The following is a 16,901-nucleotide window of genomic DNA, read 5'->3' as shown; positions in this document are numbered from 1 at the left end:
GTGGTTAAGGTTAAAGTTGTTATGGAATAGTTATTGCTCAAAGATTCGCTATAAGTAAACATAATATAAAGGTTTTTCTATATTATATAATGCTGGGCTATTTCCTCTTATTGAAATCATTCTTGGAACGGCTCAGGAACGCAATAGTGCTTCTGAAACCAATGTATGACTTTGCACTGTCCTGATATTCATACGAACGGGTGCCTGTTTGCAGGAAATAACCAATGTCTTTCCAGGAACCGCCTCTCACAGATTTCCTTTTCATCTTGGGAGGTGCATTATCCGGAACATCCTGCCGCAGATATGGGTTCATATCTGACGTGAATGTATAGGCATTTTCGTAAAAAATATCCTGCGTCCATTCTGCCACATTGCCGGCCATGTTATACAATCCATAATCATTAGGCCAGTACGCATCCGCTCTTACAGTATAAAACCCGCCATCTTCCGGATAGTTACCACGGCCTGGTTTAAAGTTGGCCAGTAAACAACCCTTCTTATTACGCAGGTAATAACCACCCCATGGGTAAGGTGTTTGCTCTCTGCCTCCACGGGCAGCATATTCCCACTGCGCTTCTGATGGCAACTGGAAGTTATCCTCGGTAAAAAGCTTCTTGGAAATACGGTAGTCTGCCCAGAAACGGCTGCGCCATTCACAAAAAGCAGTGGCCTGATGCCAGTTAACACCTACCACCGGATAATTATCAAATGCCGGATGCCAGAAATACATCCTGGTCATAGGCTCATTGTAAGCATAGGAAAAGTCACGGATCCAGCACAGGGTGTCCGGATAAATCTGAACATCCTTTTTATCAATGAACTGGGAAGGTGGCTTACCTACATTCTCCCGCAACTTGGCCTTATCCCAGTTAAACGTTTCCTGATGGTATACCAGCTTATGTACATCAATATCCTTTCTGCCGTACAAACGATCTTCCGGTGCATAGATCATGGCATCCAGCTTTTCAATGGTGGCCTTATCCTTCATATTGATCTTCTGCTTCCAGTCAATGTAATCCTTACCATCATCCTGCTTTACATGCCCCAGCAATATGTGTGCGATGGAATCCTGTACCCACTGCACAAACTGCCGGTACTCATTATTGGTAATCTCCGTGGCATCCATGTAAAACCCTGAAATGGAAATAGCCTTATTCCTGGCTGTATAGGAATAGTTCACATCTTCATCACTGGGCCCCATATGAAAAGTCCCGGAAGGTACATACACCATGCCATAAGGTACTGGGGGAAAATACTTTGGTCTCGGACTAACTCCCACGAGTTGACCCTGCGCATTTTTGGGGGTTTTACTACCACCACCACAACTGGCCAGTAAACTCACCAGCAAAATTGCGAACAGACCACTTGAATAATTAAGCTTCATAAGGGTAGCTTTCATTCGTAAATAATGTCTTTAATAGTCTAAGTAGAACTTGCACATTTTCACTTTATGTGCTACCACCATCGTAACCGTTTCATTAAAATGTGTGTTTGTATCAGTGAGCCAGGTAGTTTTTGCCTGTTTGCAAGGGTACAAATTAGCCATATTTCACCCGGTTGATTGCACGAAAGATAGCAAATGTAATAATTAATTCTAATCCGTAGTTACTTTTCATCCAACTTTTTCAACGACGCCATGACAGTTCAGTAACTAATTTAAACGTATTTTTTAACATTTTATTATATATCCCAATTAGCAATTATTTCCGGGGCACTATTCCGCAGAATAAATGCAAGATACATAATAATTAAATTAAATTTGTAATTTCTTTTATATAAGCTACAGGCTTCAGGCAATGATAGTCCTGGCATAAATAAATCAGGGTTTTATCAGATTGCTCCCGTTGCTGTAACAAAGGGAATTCCGGTACATCCCCCGCTGCTCCCAGCAGCACCTTAAACGGAATATAGTGCCTGTTTATTTCCTCCATCCGCGTAATAAATTCCTGCCCTACCACTGCCAGCTCCTTCGTTCCCTTTACCAGCTGCAATACCATTCCTGCCCAAACACCAAAAGAAGTAGGATACCTCACCACCGTCTGGGCCAGGCTCGCCACCGCTCCTACAGCCTGATCTGCCCATTGCCTGTTATCAAAAACAATGGAAAGATACCAAAGGTTGGCGGCCATCACTGCATTGCCACTGGCTACCGCACCATCATAGATCTCTTTCTTGCGGACAATGATATCTGACTGTCCCTCAATAGTATAGTAAAAGAAATGACCTGTTTCATCGGCAAAATGTGTATTTACAAAGCTGGCCATTTCTTTGGCCCGGTACAGCCACCCCAGCTCGCCGGTTATCTCCTGCAAAGCAATAAACGCCCGGATCATAAAAGCATAATCATCCAGGAAACCAGGATATTTTGCCTCCCCGTTCTTGTAAGTATGATACCAGGCGCCATTCGTGGCTGGCTGCGGGAAGTGCTCCACACAAAACTGTGCACAGCGCACGGCCATCTCTTTGAACGAATCATCCCCCAAGGCAGCATATGCCTTACAACAGGCATGTATCATCAATGCATTCCAGCCCAACAATATCTTATCATCCAGCCCCGGCCTGATCCTCCCATCCCGCGCTGCCATCAGTTTGGCACGGCAGGTGGCCAATGTTCCATCCAGGGTGGCTTCATCCAGCCCTCGCGCTGCGGCAAAGGCTGCCAAAGGCTGCTGTATCCATAGAATATTCTGTTCCTCCCAGTTGCCCTCGGCAGTAACATCATAATAGGCACAAAATATGTCGGCCTGCACACCCAATACCGCTTCCACTTCCTCCAGGCTCCAGGTATAAAACTTACCTTCCACACCTTCTGAATCGGCATCCAATGCGGCGTAAAAGCCACCTTCCGGCGAAGTCATTTCACGCGTGATAAATGCCAGGGTTTCCCGGATGGTTTGTGCATATATCTTGCTGCCGGTCAGCTGATAAGCTTCGCATAATACATCCACCAGCAAGGCATTATCATACAACATCTTTTCAAAATGGGGGGCCAGCCACTTTTCATCAGTGGAATACCGGGCAAATCCGCCACCCAGCTGATCATAAATGCCTCCCTGCAACATCTTGTCCAGCGAAAGCAAAGCCTGCTGCAAGGCAGCGTCTTCCTTAAAATAATGATAATAACGCAGCAAATATTGAATGGTAAAAGTACCCGGGAATTTAGGCGCCCGCCCAAAACCTCCCCATACCTTATCTGCCTGGGCCAGGATCTGCTGATACATACTTTCACATTGCCCTGCGGTAAATAATTCATCTTTAGGCAATTGCAGATCAATGCCGCTTTGCATGCCGAACTGGCTGGATTGCCCTATATGCTGGGTAAGGTTGTCGGCCTGGGTTTCAATATCCTCCCGCTTTTCCCGGAAAGCCTGCGATAGTGATAACAACACATCTTTCCACGATGGACGATTATAGGCTTTTACAGGAGGAAAATAAGTACCGCCATAGAAAGGCTTTCTGTCCGGTGTTAAAAAAACATTCAGGGGCCAACCACCAGCACCGGTCATCGCCTGTACCGCATCCATATAGATATGGTCCAGATCCGGCCTTTCTTCCCGGTCTATCTTGATATTGATGAAATGTTCATTCATAATCCGGGCAGTGGCTTCATCTTCGAAGCTTTCCCGCTCCATCACATGACACCAGTGACAAGCAGCATAACCAATACTTACCAGTATAGGCTTGCCCTCCTGCACTGCAAGCTGCAATGCTTCCGGCCCCCATGGGTACCAGTTTACGGGGTTATGCGCATGCTGTAGTAAATACGGACTGGTTTCTCCGGCGAGCTTGTTTGTGTGCATAGTTATGGTTAAATGAAACAAGGACAGCTTACGCTGTCCTTGCAAAGAAATCTATTTTCCTGATTTTTTCAGATTATTTTTTGCTTAATTGTGCCAGAAACTGGTCTAATGCGGCTACCATAGAGGGTGCCTGGGGTGCTGGTGCCTTCACATCCAGTCTTAGACCTGCATCTTCTACTGCTGCAGAAGTAGTAGGGCCAAAAGCACCTATACAAGTGCCATTCTGTTCAAAAGCAGGCACACTCTCAAATAATGACTTCACCCCCGATGGGCTGAAAAACACAATCATGTCATACATAGTGGCCGACAGGATCTGGGTTACATCATTTGAAACTGTTTTATAAAGACTGGCTGTAGCATATTCACACTTGTTGCTTTTCAGCCATTCCTCTATATCCTTTTTCTGACTGTCAGAACTTGGGAACAGAAATTTCTCATTATCCCGGTGCTTGTTCATTACTTCCAGTAAGCCCTTGGTAGAACCATCTGCACCATAAAAAACTTTTCGCTTCCGGTAAAGGATAAACTTTTGCAGGTACAATGCCACTGCTTCTGTGATACAAAAGTATTTGCAATCCTGCGATACTTTGATCTTCATTTCCTCACAAATGCGGAAAAAATGATCTACTGAATTACGACTGGTAAAAATAACCGCAGTATAATTCAGGATATCAATTTTCTGCTTCCTGAATTCCTTTGCTACCACACCTTCCACCCGTATAAAAGGGAAGAAATCCAACTTTACATTGAACTTCCTGGCCAGGTCGAAGTAGGGGGACTTTTCTGTTTCAGGCTTTGGTTGAGAAATTAGGATCGACTGTACTTTTTTTCCTTGCAAATCTTTTTTTGGCCCGCCTTTAATCATACTTTTTTTGCTCTTGTGTTAACAATAGGCGATAATCAAGGATTACCAGTTAACCAAATCAGTAGCACCTTCGTTAATATCAACACCGGCGCTACTTCGAATGCGCAAAGGTAAAGAAAAAAATGCAATCTACTGAATGATAGGTACTGTTTTACCAATGAATAGGACCTAATGTACCTATATACAATTAATAATACAATAAAAAATATCGATACATGAAGAAAAATACGGGCTATTTCCGGCTCACAAAATGCCAGAATTATCAGAAATGGTACCAACAGAATACCCAAAATCTTGTTTATCAGGTACAAAATGAATATATACGCATCTGCCAGATCCGTATTGCCAAATAACCAGCCACAAAAGCGCAGCATTAAGAACTTAACCATGTATATCAACGCTACCAATATCATCAAACCAGGAATCAGCATCCAGGCATTGGCATTGGTGGTAATATACTGCTGCCGGTACATCACCAGGTAAAGAAAAAGTCCCAGGCTGATCGCAAAAAATATATTCAGCAAAAAGTTGGGAAACGGAGATTGGGATAGCTGATCCTTCAGCTGACGCTGGCTTAAGGTTGGATTCAGAAATGCCCGGAAAAGATCAGAAAAGTATTTCGTATATACCAGGCGTATGATGCTCAACAACAATATAATAAAGGCTACCAGGTACACCAGCCAGTCCAGATCGCGATAAGACCGTAATGGATTCATATCGTAATAATGCGGCTTGTCTGCCTTAAAAAAATCATTCTCCCTGGCCAGCTTTTGCATGTAAAGATCATAGGCAGAAGGTGGCTTCACCTTTACAATAGTCTGCGCTGCCAAACTATCCTTTGCCAATAATAAGGTATCCTTCAGCGGCCGTGCCGTACTGTCTTTTTTGACTACCACCACCTTCTTTGGGACTGCCGGAGTGATAGGCCTACCCGACGAATCCGGCTTAGGCTTTGCCACTACTGCTTTTTTGACAACAGGCGCTTGTTTTACTGCGCTATCCGTTTGCGCCAGTATGGGTAAATAACTAAAAATGAAAAGAAACAGGAACCAGTTTCGCACCAGGAAAATATTTTGTCAGCAGTTTTGATCCACTGCTTTGCTATAAAATCGGTTGTTCAATACTTTGGTACCGGATCTGTCTACCTTCACATCCACTGGATTTATTTCTCCTTCCGTTTACAGATCCATCATCAACTTATGATGATTGCAAATATATTAAAATAGTCCATAGCGCCGGGGGAATAGTATGTAAATAGTACCATATGCGCTAATTTTGCCGGATGGCCGGTATCTACCTTCATATTCCTTTTTGCAAGCAGGCATGTTATTACTGCAACTTTCATTTTTCCACTTCTCTTGCTCAGAAAGATGCAATGGTACAGGCCATCCTGCGGGAAATACAATTACAGCAAAATTACCTGGATGGCCTTGCAGTAAGCAGTATTTATTTTGGAGGAGGTACCCCCAGTATATTGCCGAAGGAAGACTTACAGGCCTTACTACAGGCACTCCATCAGCATTTCAACATAACTCCGGATGCAGAGATCACATTGGAAGCCAATCCGGATGACCTTACCGCCGCAAAACTGGCTGCTTTAAAAGCGGCTGGTATCAACCGGCTCAGCATAGGGGTGCAGTCCTTTCATGAAGAAGACCTGCAATGGATGAACCGTGCCCATAACAGCCAGCAGGCTACCCAATGTATTACCCTGGCCCAAGCAGCCGGTTTTGAAAATATTACCATTGATCTGATCTACGGCGGCCCTACGCTCAGTGATGAGGGCTGGGCAACTAATGTGCAACAGGCTATTGCGTTAAAAGTACCTCACTTATCCTGTTATGCACTTACAGTAGAAGCAGGTACTGCCCTGGACCATTTTATTAAAAAGAAAAAAATGGCTGCGGTGGATACCGATAGGGCTGCCCGCCACTTTGAACAGTTAATGCAATGGATGCAGGCTGCGGGCTATGAACATTATGAAATCTCTAATTTTGCCTTGCCCGGCTGGCACTCCCGTCATAACAGCAGCTACTGGCAGGGTAAATCCTACCTGGGAATAGGACCTTCTGCCCACTCTTTTAATGGTACCAGCCGCCAATGGAATATTGCTAATAATACTGCCTACATTAAAGCGATCCAACAGGGTAACCTCCCCTTTGAAAAGGAAATCCTGACCCCGGCCATGGCCCTGAATGAGTACATCATGACATCCCTCCGCACCGCCGCAGGTTGTAACCTTCAATGGGTGGCAGAAAAATTTGGCATCCCGTTACGTCAACAACTGGAAAAAGCCAGCCAGCAATTCCTCCGAAACGGATGGATGCTGCGCGACCAGGATACACTCCGGCTTACGCCCCAGGGCAAACTCTTTGCTGATGGTATTGCGGCGGAACTGTTCTCTTAAAGCTGTTAGCTTTTAGCTTTTAGCTATTAGCTGAATGCAGCGAAGACGAACTGCAGGCCTCATGCAGCGATGATAACGTTGTTATTGGCTATATGCCGTTAGCCATTAGCTTATTATGCTGTGTCAGTATCCTGATCGTAAACTGTAATCAGAATTTGTAGCTAAAGGGATAAACCTTTATCAGGAAGGCCCCGGAATACCCTTGACCTATGGTTAAAGCATAGTTAAAGCATGGTTAAAGCATAGATAGAGCATAGATAGAGCATAAAAAGCTATAAAACAGGATATGGCAAAAAATGCATAATGATACAATATTAACTACGACATAAATAAAATACCCATAACCTATCAGTATTCAATCACTCATAGTCTTAAGCTAACCACTCAAGCCACTCGCTGCATTCAGCTAATAGCTAAAGGCTAACAGCTAACAGCTAAAAAATTTCGCCCCCCACTAGTGGGGTTCCCTTCCTTGAATTGTCTTAGATAAAAAGGGGCATATCCCATGGATTCAACCAATATCTATTTACAGAAACTAGCCTGTTACCTGGACAATCCCGGACAAGATGAGCTGAAGCGGGAGATAGACAGCTGGCGGGCGGCATCACCTCAAAATGAAAAGGCATTCCAGGAGTATTACAGGATATGGAGCACTGCGGCAGAGCTGCAGGTGCTGGCTGCGTTAGATGCAGAAAAACGGCCAGCACCCCCTTTGGCCGGCAGGGTGGTCCCAATGGCGCCAATACCTCCTGCTAATACCGGGCGCCGCAAAATCCGCTGGCTATGGAATGCGGCAGCTGTTTTAATCCTGGGTGCAGCCGGCTACTGGATGTATACCCGCGCTGCTCATATTACCTATGCGGAAAAAACAACATCAACCAATACCATCGATTCTATTATCATGGCAGATGGCTCAAAAATCTTCCTCGATGCCAATACACATGTAAAATATCCGATAAAAATGACCGGGCCGCAATATACCGTGCAGCTAATGCAGGGAAACGCCTTTTTCCAGGTGGCGGCTAATGCCAAACGCAGCTTTATTGTAATGGTAGACCAATCCAGCATCACCGTACTCGGCACCTCTTTCAATATTCATGCTACCGGAAGTGATATCTCCCTGAGCGTAAAAACAGGGAAAGTAATGTTCACGCCGACACCGGATAATGAAAAAACAATGGTCAATGCCGGATCTGGCGTGGTGTACAATAAACTAACCCGGACAATCACACGTTTTGACGCGGTCAATGCTAATAATGATGCCTGGATCACACAGGAACTCGTTTTTGTAGATGCTCCCCTGCAGGAAGTATGTAAAAAGCTGGAAGCCCACTACAAGGTAAAAATCACTATTGTAGGCAATATCTCCTCGCTGGGTAAACTGAACGTCACCTTTAACAATAATAAACTGGAAGAAGTATTGGATGTCCTCAAGGAAACTTACCCGATTTCGATCGTGCAAAAGGCCGATCATATTATTATCAAAAAATAGAATCACCATTTTATCAAACCAATAAAATCGTTGCTACTTATGAAAGAAAACGTCTACAACCGAAAGGGACGGAAGTACAAACTGCTATTGATCGTATCCGTTTTGATGTGTTGTGTACTTGCAGTAAGGGCTGAAGCAACGGCCCTGATTACTTCCCAGGAAACAGAAAAACTACCTGCGCTGTTAAAAAAACTGGAGAAACAATTCCATGTCACCTTTGCTTATGATGCTACTGAAATCAGTAAAGACCTGGAAGTAGATATCAACCCTGCTAATCTTACTATCGATGCAGTGTTGAAACAATTACAAGCGATTGGCATCAGCTCCAAACAGGTGGGTGATAAAGTAATCCTCAAAAAATCTCCCCCAGTAAATGAATACCGGGTCATGCGTGCCGATATCATTGTCAAAGGTCGTGTTAATGTACGCAGTGGTACCGGTGGGGTAGAAACAATTCCCGGCATTAATGTGGTAGAAAAAGGTACCCGCAATGGTACCGTGAGTGATGCGGATGGCAACTTTACACTGAAGGTGCAGGAAGGCGCCACCCTGCTCTTTTCTATGATTGGCTACAAAAGCTTTGAGGTAAGGGTTACGGGAGCCGGTATGAATATTAATGTTACCCTGGAAAAAGATGTCAGCAACCTTCAGGAAGTAGTGATATCCAGCGGTTATCAGAAAATTGACCGCCGCCTGTTTACAGGTGCTGCTACCAAACTGAAAGCAGACGATGTTAAAATGGAAGGGGTAATTGATGTAAGCCGTATGCTGGAAGGCCGTGCTGCGGGCGTGTCCGTACAAAATGTATCTGGCACTTTCGGTACCGCTCCCAAGATACGCGTACGTGGTGCTACTTCCATTACCGGTGATAACAAACCGCTTTGGGTAATCGATGGGGTAGTGCTGGAAGATGTCGTGAATGTATCCATGGACCAGCTGTCTACCGGTGATGCCACTACGCTGATCGGCTCTTCTGTAGCTGGCGTAAATGCAGATGATATCGAAAGCTTCGACATACTGAAAGATGCGGCGGCTACTGCCTTGTATGGTGCCCGGGCAATGAACGGGGTAATCGTGATCACCACTAAAAAAGGTCGTGCCGGTAAAACAAAGATCTCTTACACCGGCAACTTCTCCATGTTGCTGAAACCTACTTACAGCACTTTTAATATCATGAACTCCGCAGATCAGATGTCTGTATATTCTGAGCTGCAACGCAAAGGCTGGCTGAATCATTCTGATGTAGCCAGGAGTGCTGATGGCGGTGTCTTTGCTAAAATGTATGACCTGATCGACTCTTATGATCCGGCTACCAAAAAATATGGATTGGAGAATACCCCCGAAGCCAGGGCTGCTTTCCTGGAACGTTACGCCAGAGCTAATACCGATTGGTTTGATCTGCTGTTCCGTAATTCCATCACCCAGGAACATTCCCTGAGCCTTTCTTCCGGTACCGACCATTCACAATACTACTTCTCTACCAGCTTCTATAATGATAATGGCTGGAGCGTAGGGGATAACGTGAAAAGATATACGGCCAACCTGCGTGCTAATTACCAGCTGTCCGACAGGCTCACCGTTGGTTTTATCACTTCCGGTTCTGTACGTGATCAGAAAGCACCGGGTACCGTTACCCGTGTCAGCAACCCCGTAGAAGGAAAGTATGACCGCGATTTCGATATTAATCCTTTCAGTTATGCACTCAATACCAGCCGTACCTTAACAGCCTACGACACGGATGGGGAACTGGAATATTTCCGCCGCAACTTTGCTCCGTTCAACATCCTCAATGAACTGCGGAACAATACCCTGGCGCTGAATATGCTGGATCTCCGCTTGCAGGGTGAAGTCACCTATAAAATTGCCAAAAGCCTGAACTATAACTTCCTGGGATCTATCCGTACGGTAAAAACTTCCAGGGAACATAACGTAAAGGAAAACGCAAATATGGCGGAAGCTTACCGCGCTGCCGGAAGTGCAACGATCCGCGATAATAATAAATTCCTGTACCGCGATCCGGACAACCCCGAAGCAGAACCTGTCGTAGTATTACCACAAGGTGGTTTTTACAACCGTACAGAAGATCAGCTCGTCAACTACTCCGTGCGTAACACACTCAACTGGAGCCAGACTTTCAACGACATCCACATGGTGAACCTCTTTGGCGGACAGGAAATAAAATATGCCAACCGCCAGAACTCCTGGTTCAATGGTTATGGTTACCAGTTTGACAAAGGAGGCGTGCCTTTCACTGATTACCGTATCCTCAAGCAACTGCTGGAGGCCAATTACAACTACTACGGTATGGATAATAAATACGACCGCTTCGTGGCTTTCTTTGCAAACGGCAGCTATTCCTACAGGGGTAAATATACCTTTAATGGTACCGCCCGTATGGACGGCTCCAACCAGCTTGGTGCTGCTTCAAAAGCCCGCTGGCTGCCTACCTGGAACGTGAGTGGATCCTGGAATGTAAGGGAAGAACCTTTTATGCAGAATGTACGCGCTATAGACATGCTCACACTGAGAGCTACTTATGGTCTTACTGCTGCTATGGGTAATGCTACGAACTCAAAAGCCATTCTGCGGAACGTAACTACCAGACGTCCTTATTTTGACGAAGTAGAATCTGCTATCATCCTGGAAAGCCTGGAAAACTCAGAGCTTACCTGGGAAAAACAATATGAAACAAACGTAGGCCTGGATATAGGCTTCTTCAAAGGCCGGCTGAATGTATCTGTGGATGCATATAACCGCAACGGATTTGACCTGATCAGTGCTATCAGGACTTCCGGTATTGGCGGACAGGAATACAAACTGGCCAACTATGCTGATATGAAATCACATGGGCTTGAATTTACCCTCGGCGCTGGTATAGTGGATAAAAAAGATTTTAGCTGGCGCTCCAATTTCACCCTGGGTTACAATAAAAACAAAATTACCAACCTGAAAAGTGCGCCCAATATCTTTAGCCTGGTAGTACCAGAAGGTGGGCCGCAGGAAGGTTATGCAGTAAGAGGCCTTTTTTCCATTGACTTTCAAGGTTTAGACCCAAAAACCGGTATTCCCCTGTTTATCAACGAACAAGGAGAAACCAGTAATAATGTTTACCTCCAGAGCTTAACTACCGAACACCTGAAGTATGAAGGACCGGTAGATCCTACGCTCACCGGTGGATTCGCTAATACATTCCGGTATAAATCATTATCGCTGAATGTATTCTTTACTTACCAGGCAGGTAATAAAATCAGACTGAATCCGGCGTTCAAAAACAGTTACACTGATCTGGATGCTACACCAAAGGAATTCCAGGATCGCTGGACTTTACCGGGTGATGAACAGTTTACCAACATCCCCTCTATTTTATATCGGCCGGTGGATGCCAGCTTAAATGACGTACATCCATACAGGTATTATAACTATTCAAGCCAGATGGTGGCAGATGGGGGCTTTATCAGACTTAAAACACTGTCATTGCTGTACAATCTGCCAGCACGCTGGACATCAGCTATAGGGGCCGGAAACGCCTCCTTAAACCTGATTGCCCAAAACCTCTGGCTCATTTACGCAGATCCGAAACTGAAAGGACAGGATCCTGAATTCTTCAGTGCCGGTGGGGTAGCATTACCCGTACCAAGGCAGTTTACCTTATCCGTAAAAGTAGGTTTCTAATTTAAACACGCAACAGTCATGAAAAAAATCATTCTATATAGCGCCTTATTCAGCACCGTAGCTTTTACCGGCTGCAAAAAATTCCTGGATACCCTCCCGGATAACAGAACGTCGCTGAATACTCCCGGTAAAGTGGCAGAAATGCTGGTAAGCGCGTATCCCAAAGCCAGCTACATTCCCTTTTGTGAAGCCATGTCTGATAATGCAGACGATAAAGGAATCGCTGAAAGCGAAACCTATAATTCCGTTCCTTATGTGTGGGGGGATGTACCGGAAAAAGACCAGGACGCCCCGGATTACTATTGGAATGGAGCCTACGAAGCTATCGCTGCTGCCAATCAGGCACTGGATGCCATCAACAGTGCTGCTAACCAGAAGGCTTACACGGCACAAAGAGGAGAAGCACTGGTAGCCAGGGCATATGCACACTTTATGCTGGTAACCTTATTCTCCAAAGCATACGATCCCGCTACTGCTGCTTCCGATCCTGGTGTGCCTTATGTAACAACACCTGAAAAAGTAGTACTGCAAAGCTATGAACGGAAAACAGTCAGCTACGTGTATGAAATGATAGAAAAAGACCTCACGGAAGGTTTACCACTGCTTAATGATGCGTCTTATAAAGTGCCTGCTTATCATTTCACCCAAAAAGCAGCACATGCTTTTGCTTCCCGTTTCTATCTGTTCAAACAGGATTATGCAAAAGTAATTGAACACGCCAGCCTCGTATTTCCAGGCAACAACTTCCGCGATAATATGCGCGACTGGCTGGTCACTTACGATCAGCTTACCTATGCCGAACTACGTGCCATATACACCAAGGCTTCCGAAAATGCCAATCTTTTACTGGCAGAAGCTACCACCTGGTGGGGACGTAATTATCCCTCTTACCGCTATGGCCTCACACCCGACCTGATGAACAAAGTATTGGGCGGTAATGTAACCGGCGGTGCATGGGCATATGGTATCTATGGCGATGATGAACACCTGAATATTCCAAAATTCAACGAATACTTTGTAAGAGAAGGATTGAATGCTAATTCAGGACTTGGCTACAATATGATTCCGCTTTTTACTACGGAAGAAGTATTGCTGAACCGTGCTGAAGCATACGTAAGATCAAACAACAATACCGCTGCGCTGGAAGACATCAATGTATTTGCCAGTGGCCGTATTGTTGGCTTTTCACCAGCCCGCATGGTTACTGAAAACAAAGCAAAAGCATATTACAATACAACAGATGCAAAGGTAGCACTCATAAATACTATTCTGGATTTCAAACGGGCAGAGTTTATGCACGAAGGCCTTCGCTGGTTTGATATCATACGTCTTAAAATGCCGGTGGTACATAAAAAGAATGACGAGAAACTAACGCTTTCGCCTACCGATCCGCGCAGATTATTACAATTGCCACAGGAAGTAAAACTGGCTGGCCTTGATTTAAATCCTCGTTGATCTTCACCTTATTAATCGCTGAATCATGAAACACCTTTTTATAAAATTAATGCTGGCTTCCCTCTCCCTGGTTACGCTGGCTTCCTGCAAAAAGAAAGACGACCTGTCTAAACCCATCCTTGGATTAGGAGGGGATACCTGGGAAAAAGGGCCAGTAGATACCTGGATCTCTGACAACCTGACCAAACCTTTTAACATAGAGGTGAAATACCGCTGGGATGCTACTGAATTACAACTCAATAAAACCCTCGTACCTCCCGCACTGGAACAGGTAGTACCAGTTATGGATGCCGTAAAAAAAGCCTGGTTACAAACCTACCTCGATGTGGCCGGAGAAGTATTTGTAAAGCAACTGGTACCCAAACAATTTATATTGGTAGGAAGCGCTAACTACAATTCTGATGGCAGCTTCACCCTGGGTACTGCCGAAGGTGGCCGTAAAGTAGTGCTGTATGAGATCAATAAATTTGATCACAAAAATGCACCGGTAGTACTGGAAATGCTAAGAACCATTCATCATGAGTTTGGGCATATCCTGCATCAGAATATCATGTATCCCCTGGAGTTTAAAAAAATCACACCTGCCGGCTATACGGCCGCCTGGTATAATGTTTCTGAAGCACAGGCCCGTGAAAAGGGTTTTATTACCCAATATGCCCAAAACAATCCGGATGATGATTTTGTAGAAATGATCGCTATCATGATGGTTATGGGAAGACAGGGATTTGAAGATATACTGGCAAATATAGAATCACCCGACGGGGTGGCCGCTTTAAGAAAGAAAGAACAGCTGGTAGTATCCTATTTCCGGAATGCGTACAAAGTTGATTTCTACACCCTGCAGGAACGTTCTGAAGAAAACATCCTGAAGGTGCTCAACAACTAAGGAGGGTACTTTTTACATTAACATTAAGATGACTACTGTATGAAAAAAATACTTTTATATACGCTGCTCATACTGACTACGCTGTCAGCCTGCCGCAAAGAAGACGATCCCATTTTCCCCAAATCAGCAGATGAAAGGTTGAATGAGGTACTGACAAGTTATAGCAAACAACTCACGGAATCCCAGTATGGGTGGAAAGCGATGTTGTTTCCACAGGAAGGCGGATACTTCTTCCATTTCAAATTCAATGATAAAAATGCAGTAAGCATGCTGTCTGATGTGGCAGCCAGCACCACTGTTCAACCTAATGAAAGCACCTGGCGCCTTAAAGCACTGCAAAGGCCTACCTTGATGTTTGATACCTATTCCTACCTGCACCTGCTGGCAGACCCCGATCCGGATGCTTATGGCGGAGTAAGGGGCAAAGGTTTCTATTCCGACTTTGAATTCTCCTTTGAATCCGTTAGTCCGGATACCATCCGCTTAACTGGTAACTTCAATAACTCGGAACTCATCCTGGTAAAGGCTACCAAAGAAGAGGTGGATGCTTACAATGCAGGTAAAGTGGCGGATATTATGGATGCAACGGATGAATTTATTGCCAATACTTTATTCCCTTATCTTAAAATGCCCGACGGAAAAAAACTGGCTATCAACTTCAACATCAACAGTAAAGTATTCTCCCTGCGTTACCTGGATGATAAAAATGAAATCCAGAGCATCACTGCTGCTTTCCTGTTTACTCCCAAAGGGATATTCCTGAAAACACCCATCAAATACGGCAACAGCCAATTCCAGGAAGTGCTCTGGGATGCTACCAAACAAACATACTATGTGATGCTGGGTACTACCAGGGTAGACGTGGAAAGCAGTGATGAAGCCATTATTCCTTTACACCTGGTAATTGGATCAGATTACTCCGCCATTGTAGTGGTAGCCGATCCATTGCCCGGACAATCCCCTGATTTTGTGGATGCACATAACCAGGCTATCATAGATGTTAAAAACACCCGGTACAAACTGGATCTGAAAAACATTTTCTATCTCTTTGACCGCAAAAAGAAAACAATGACCATGGATGCACGCGTTTTCCAGGGCGCTAACCAATTCCAGGCAACTTATACTTTTGATTGGACAATAGATGCAAATGGGGTAAGTACCTTCGTAAATACTGCGGTTAATGGCAACGGCGGCCTGATTGTAAATGAAATGCTGCCGCTCTTACTCCCCCTGATCAACGATCATTTTACATTTGACTTTTATAATGCGGGGGGTACCCTGTTAGGTGGTATGTACAGCCAGGAAAATCCCGGCTTCTACTTTACAGGATTTTTATTACAGTAACACCTGCCGCTAATATAATTAATACCTGCTGTCAGATAAATGGAAAAGGGCCGTTTCTTCACAGAAGCGGTCCTTTCCTTATTCAGGGTGATCCCCCCATTTACTTATGCCGGCTACTGCCGGGGAGTAGCAACACCCGTCCCCCAGAAAATCCACGCTCTTCTTACAACGGCCACCCACCGCCATTTTTTGGTAATGTCAAAAAAAAATTGCATATTAGGTAAGTCGCAGGTGCCTCATTTTTAAGTTTGAACGCATTGTAAAAAACAATAGCTCAAAATTTCTCTATATCTTGTGTAATACGGCAACCATTTTTGATCTGTACCCAGCTTGCATGTAATAACTGAAAAATGACCAAAATCAAAGCAATAGATGAACTGACAGATGAAGAACTCCTCTCCGGCATGCATCAAAAGAACCAGGATGTATTTGCATGCTTGTATAACCATTATTTTCCCCGCCTGGTAATGATTGCCGAAAAATATGTAAAAGACCTCCACATCGCGAAAGAAATTGTACAGGATGTATTCATGAAGTTCTGGGAAAGCCCACCGGTATTACAGCACGCAGTAGCCTTCCGGTCATACCTTTACCGTACTGTCATCAACAATGCCATCAATCATTTACACCGGCAAAAAACGATTGAACGGCATCACCTGAAAATCTCCCAGGACCTCACCGACGAATACATCGATACCCTGCATGAAGAACAGGAACTTAAAATATGGTTGTATGCAGAAATAGAACGCCTGCCGGAACAATGCAGGAAAGTATTTAAAATGAGCCGGCTGGAAGGACTGAAATACCGGGAAATAGCCGGGGAAATAGGTATAGCAGAGAAAACAGTGGAAAATCATATCGTACATGCCCTGAAACTCCTGCGCTCCCGCATCTATAAAAGTGAACAAGTGCAACCCCGCATCAACAGCAAGCTAATGCTCCTCTTCCTGCTTCCCTGAATAAAAAAACCGGATAACCAA

The 16,901-nt window shown here is 44.7% G+C and carries 11 protein-coding genes; 7 read left to right on the top strand and 4 right to left on the bottom strand.

Annotated elements, in window-relative coordinates; translation table 11 throughout:
* Window positions 1–97 precede the first annotated feature (97 nt).
* The 4 genes from porK to ABR189_RS19545 form a co-directional block, all read right to left on the bottom strand.
* Window positions 98–1,384, bottom strand: a complete 1,287-nt coding sequence (gene porK, locus ABR189_RS19560; protein WP_354662159.1) for a T9SS ring complex lipoprotein PorK/GldK — start codon at window positions 1,382–1,384, stop codon at window positions 98–100.
* A 364-nt stretch (window positions 1,385–1,748) separates the two neighbouring features.
* Window positions 1,749–3,800: a thioredoxin domain-containing protein gene (locus tag ABR189_RS19555; protein WP_354662158.1), complete on the bottom strand. Its 2,052-nt coding sequence runs from the start codon at window positions 3,798–3,800 to the stop codon at window positions 1,749–1,751.
* A 73-nt stretch (window positions 3,801–3,873) separates the two neighbouring features.
* Window positions 3,874–4,638, bottom strand: coding sequence for a uroporphyrinogen-III synthase (locus ABR189_RS19550; protein ID WP_354662157.1), 765 nt, complete (start codon window positions 4,636–4,638; stop codon window positions 3,874–3,876).
* Between the two features lie 62 nt (window positions 4,639–4,700).
* On the bottom strand, window positions 4,701–5,726 hold the full coding sequence (locus ABR189_RS19545; protein WP_354662156.1) for a DUF4271 domain-containing protein: 1,026 nt from the start codon (window positions 5,724–5,726) through the stop codon (window positions 4,701–4,703).
* A gap of 221 nt (window positions 5,727–5,947) precedes the next feature.
* Here ABR189_RS19545 and hemW point away from each other — a divergent pair, with 221 nt between their 5' ends.
* The 7 genes from hemW (at window position 5,948) to ABR189_RS19510 (ending at window position 16,880) form a co-directional block, all read left to right on the top strand.
* The gene (gene hemW, locus ABR189_RS19540; protein WP_354662155.1) at window positions 5,948–7,072 is read left to right on the top strand and encodes a radical SAM family heme chaperone HemW; all 1,125 of its coding nucleotides are present in this window, start codon (window positions 5,948–5,950) and stop codon (window positions 7,070–7,072) included.
* A 505-nt stretch (window positions 7,073–7,577) separates the two neighbouring features.
* Window positions 7,578–8,564 carry a FecR domain-containing protein gene (locus ABR189_RS19535; RefSeq protein ID WP_354662154.1) on the top strand — a complete coding sequence of 329 codons (987 nt, stop codon included), beginning with the start codon at window positions 7,578–7,580 and terminating at the stop codon, window positions 8,562–8,564.
* A gap of 39 nt (window positions 8,565–8,603) precedes the next feature.
* Complete coding sequence (locus ABR189_RS19530) at window positions 8,604–12,236, top strand: SusC/RagA family TonB-linked outer membrane protein (RefSeq protein WP_354662153.1); 3,633 nt, start codon at window positions 8,604–8,606, stop codon at window positions 12,234–12,236.
* A gap of 18 nt (window positions 12,237–12,254) precedes the next feature.
* Window positions 12,255–13,691, top strand: coding sequence for a RagB/SusD family nutrient uptake outer membrane protein (locus ABR189_RS19525; protein WP_354662152.1), 1,437 nt, complete (start codon window positions 12,255–12,257; stop codon window positions 13,689–13,691).
* A gap of 25 nt (window positions 13,692–13,716) precedes the next feature.
* A complete protein-coding gene (locus ABR189_RS19520) occupies window positions 13,717–14,577 on the top strand; it encodes a zinc-binding metallopeptidase (protein WP_354662151.1) in 861 nt (286 codons plus the stop codon).
* 39 nt (window positions 14,578–14,616) lie between these two features.
* Window positions 14,617–15,921 (top strand): DUF4302 domain-containing protein, encoded by a 1,305-nt coding sequence (locus ABR189_RS19515; protein ID WP_354662150.1) that lies wholly within the window; start codon window positions 14,617–14,619, stop codon window positions 15,919–15,921.
* 350 nt (window positions 15,922–16,271) lie between these two features.
* Window positions 16,272–16,880, top strand: a complete 609-nt coding sequence (locus ABR189_RS19510) for an RNA polymerase sigma-70 factor (protein WP_354662149.1) — start codon at window positions 16,272–16,274, stop codon at window positions 16,878–16,880.
* The last annotated feature ends 21 nt before the right edge of the window (window positions 16,881–16,901 follow it).

Origin of the sequence: Chitinophaga sp. H8, from assembly GCF_040567655.1 — a bacterium.
GTDB classification, from domain to species: domain Bacteria; phylum Bacteroidota; class Bacteroidia; order Chitinophagales; family Chitinophagaceae; genus Chitinophaga; species Chitinophaga defluvii.
This window is presented reverse-complemented; position numbering and strand designations above follow the sequence as displayed.

Bases quoted from the DNA above. Each gene is read 5' to 3' on its own strand.
- ABR189_RS19520 (WP_354662151.1), top strand. From the start codon at position 13,717: ATGAAACACCTTTTTATAAAATTAATGCTGGCTTCCCTCTCCCTGGTT.
- ABR189_RS19555 (WP_354662158.1), bottom strand. From the start codon at position 3,800: ATGCACACAAACAAGCTCGCCGGAGAAACCAGTCCGTATTTACTACAG.
- ABR189_RS19510 (WP_354662149.1), top strand. From the start codon at position 16,272: ATGACCAAAATCAAAGCAATAGATGAACTGACAGATGAAGAACTCCTC.
- porK (WP_354662159.1), bottom strand. From the start codon at position 1,384: ATGAAGCTTAATTATTCAAGTGGTCTGTTCGCAATTTTGCTGGTGAGT.
- ABR189_RS19525 (WP_354662152.1), top strand. From the start codon at position 12,255: ATGAAAAAAATCATTCTATATAGCGCCTTATTCAGCACCGTAGCTTTT.
- ABR189_RS19530 (WP_354662153.1), top strand. From the start codon at position 8,604: ATGAAAGAAAACGTCTACAACCGAAAGGGACGGAAGTACAAACTGCTA.
- ABR189_RS19535 (WP_354662154.1), top strand. From the start codon at position 7,578: ATGGATTCAACCAATATCTATTTACAGAAACTAGCCTGTTACCTGGAC.
- ABR189_RS19515 (WP_354662150.1), top strand. From the start codon at position 14,617: ATGAAAAAAATACTTTTATATACGCTGCTCATACTGACTACGCTGTCA.
- hemW (WP_354662155.1), top strand. From the start codon at position 5,948: ATGGCCGGTATCTACCTTCATATTCCTTTTTGCAAGCAGGCATGTTAT.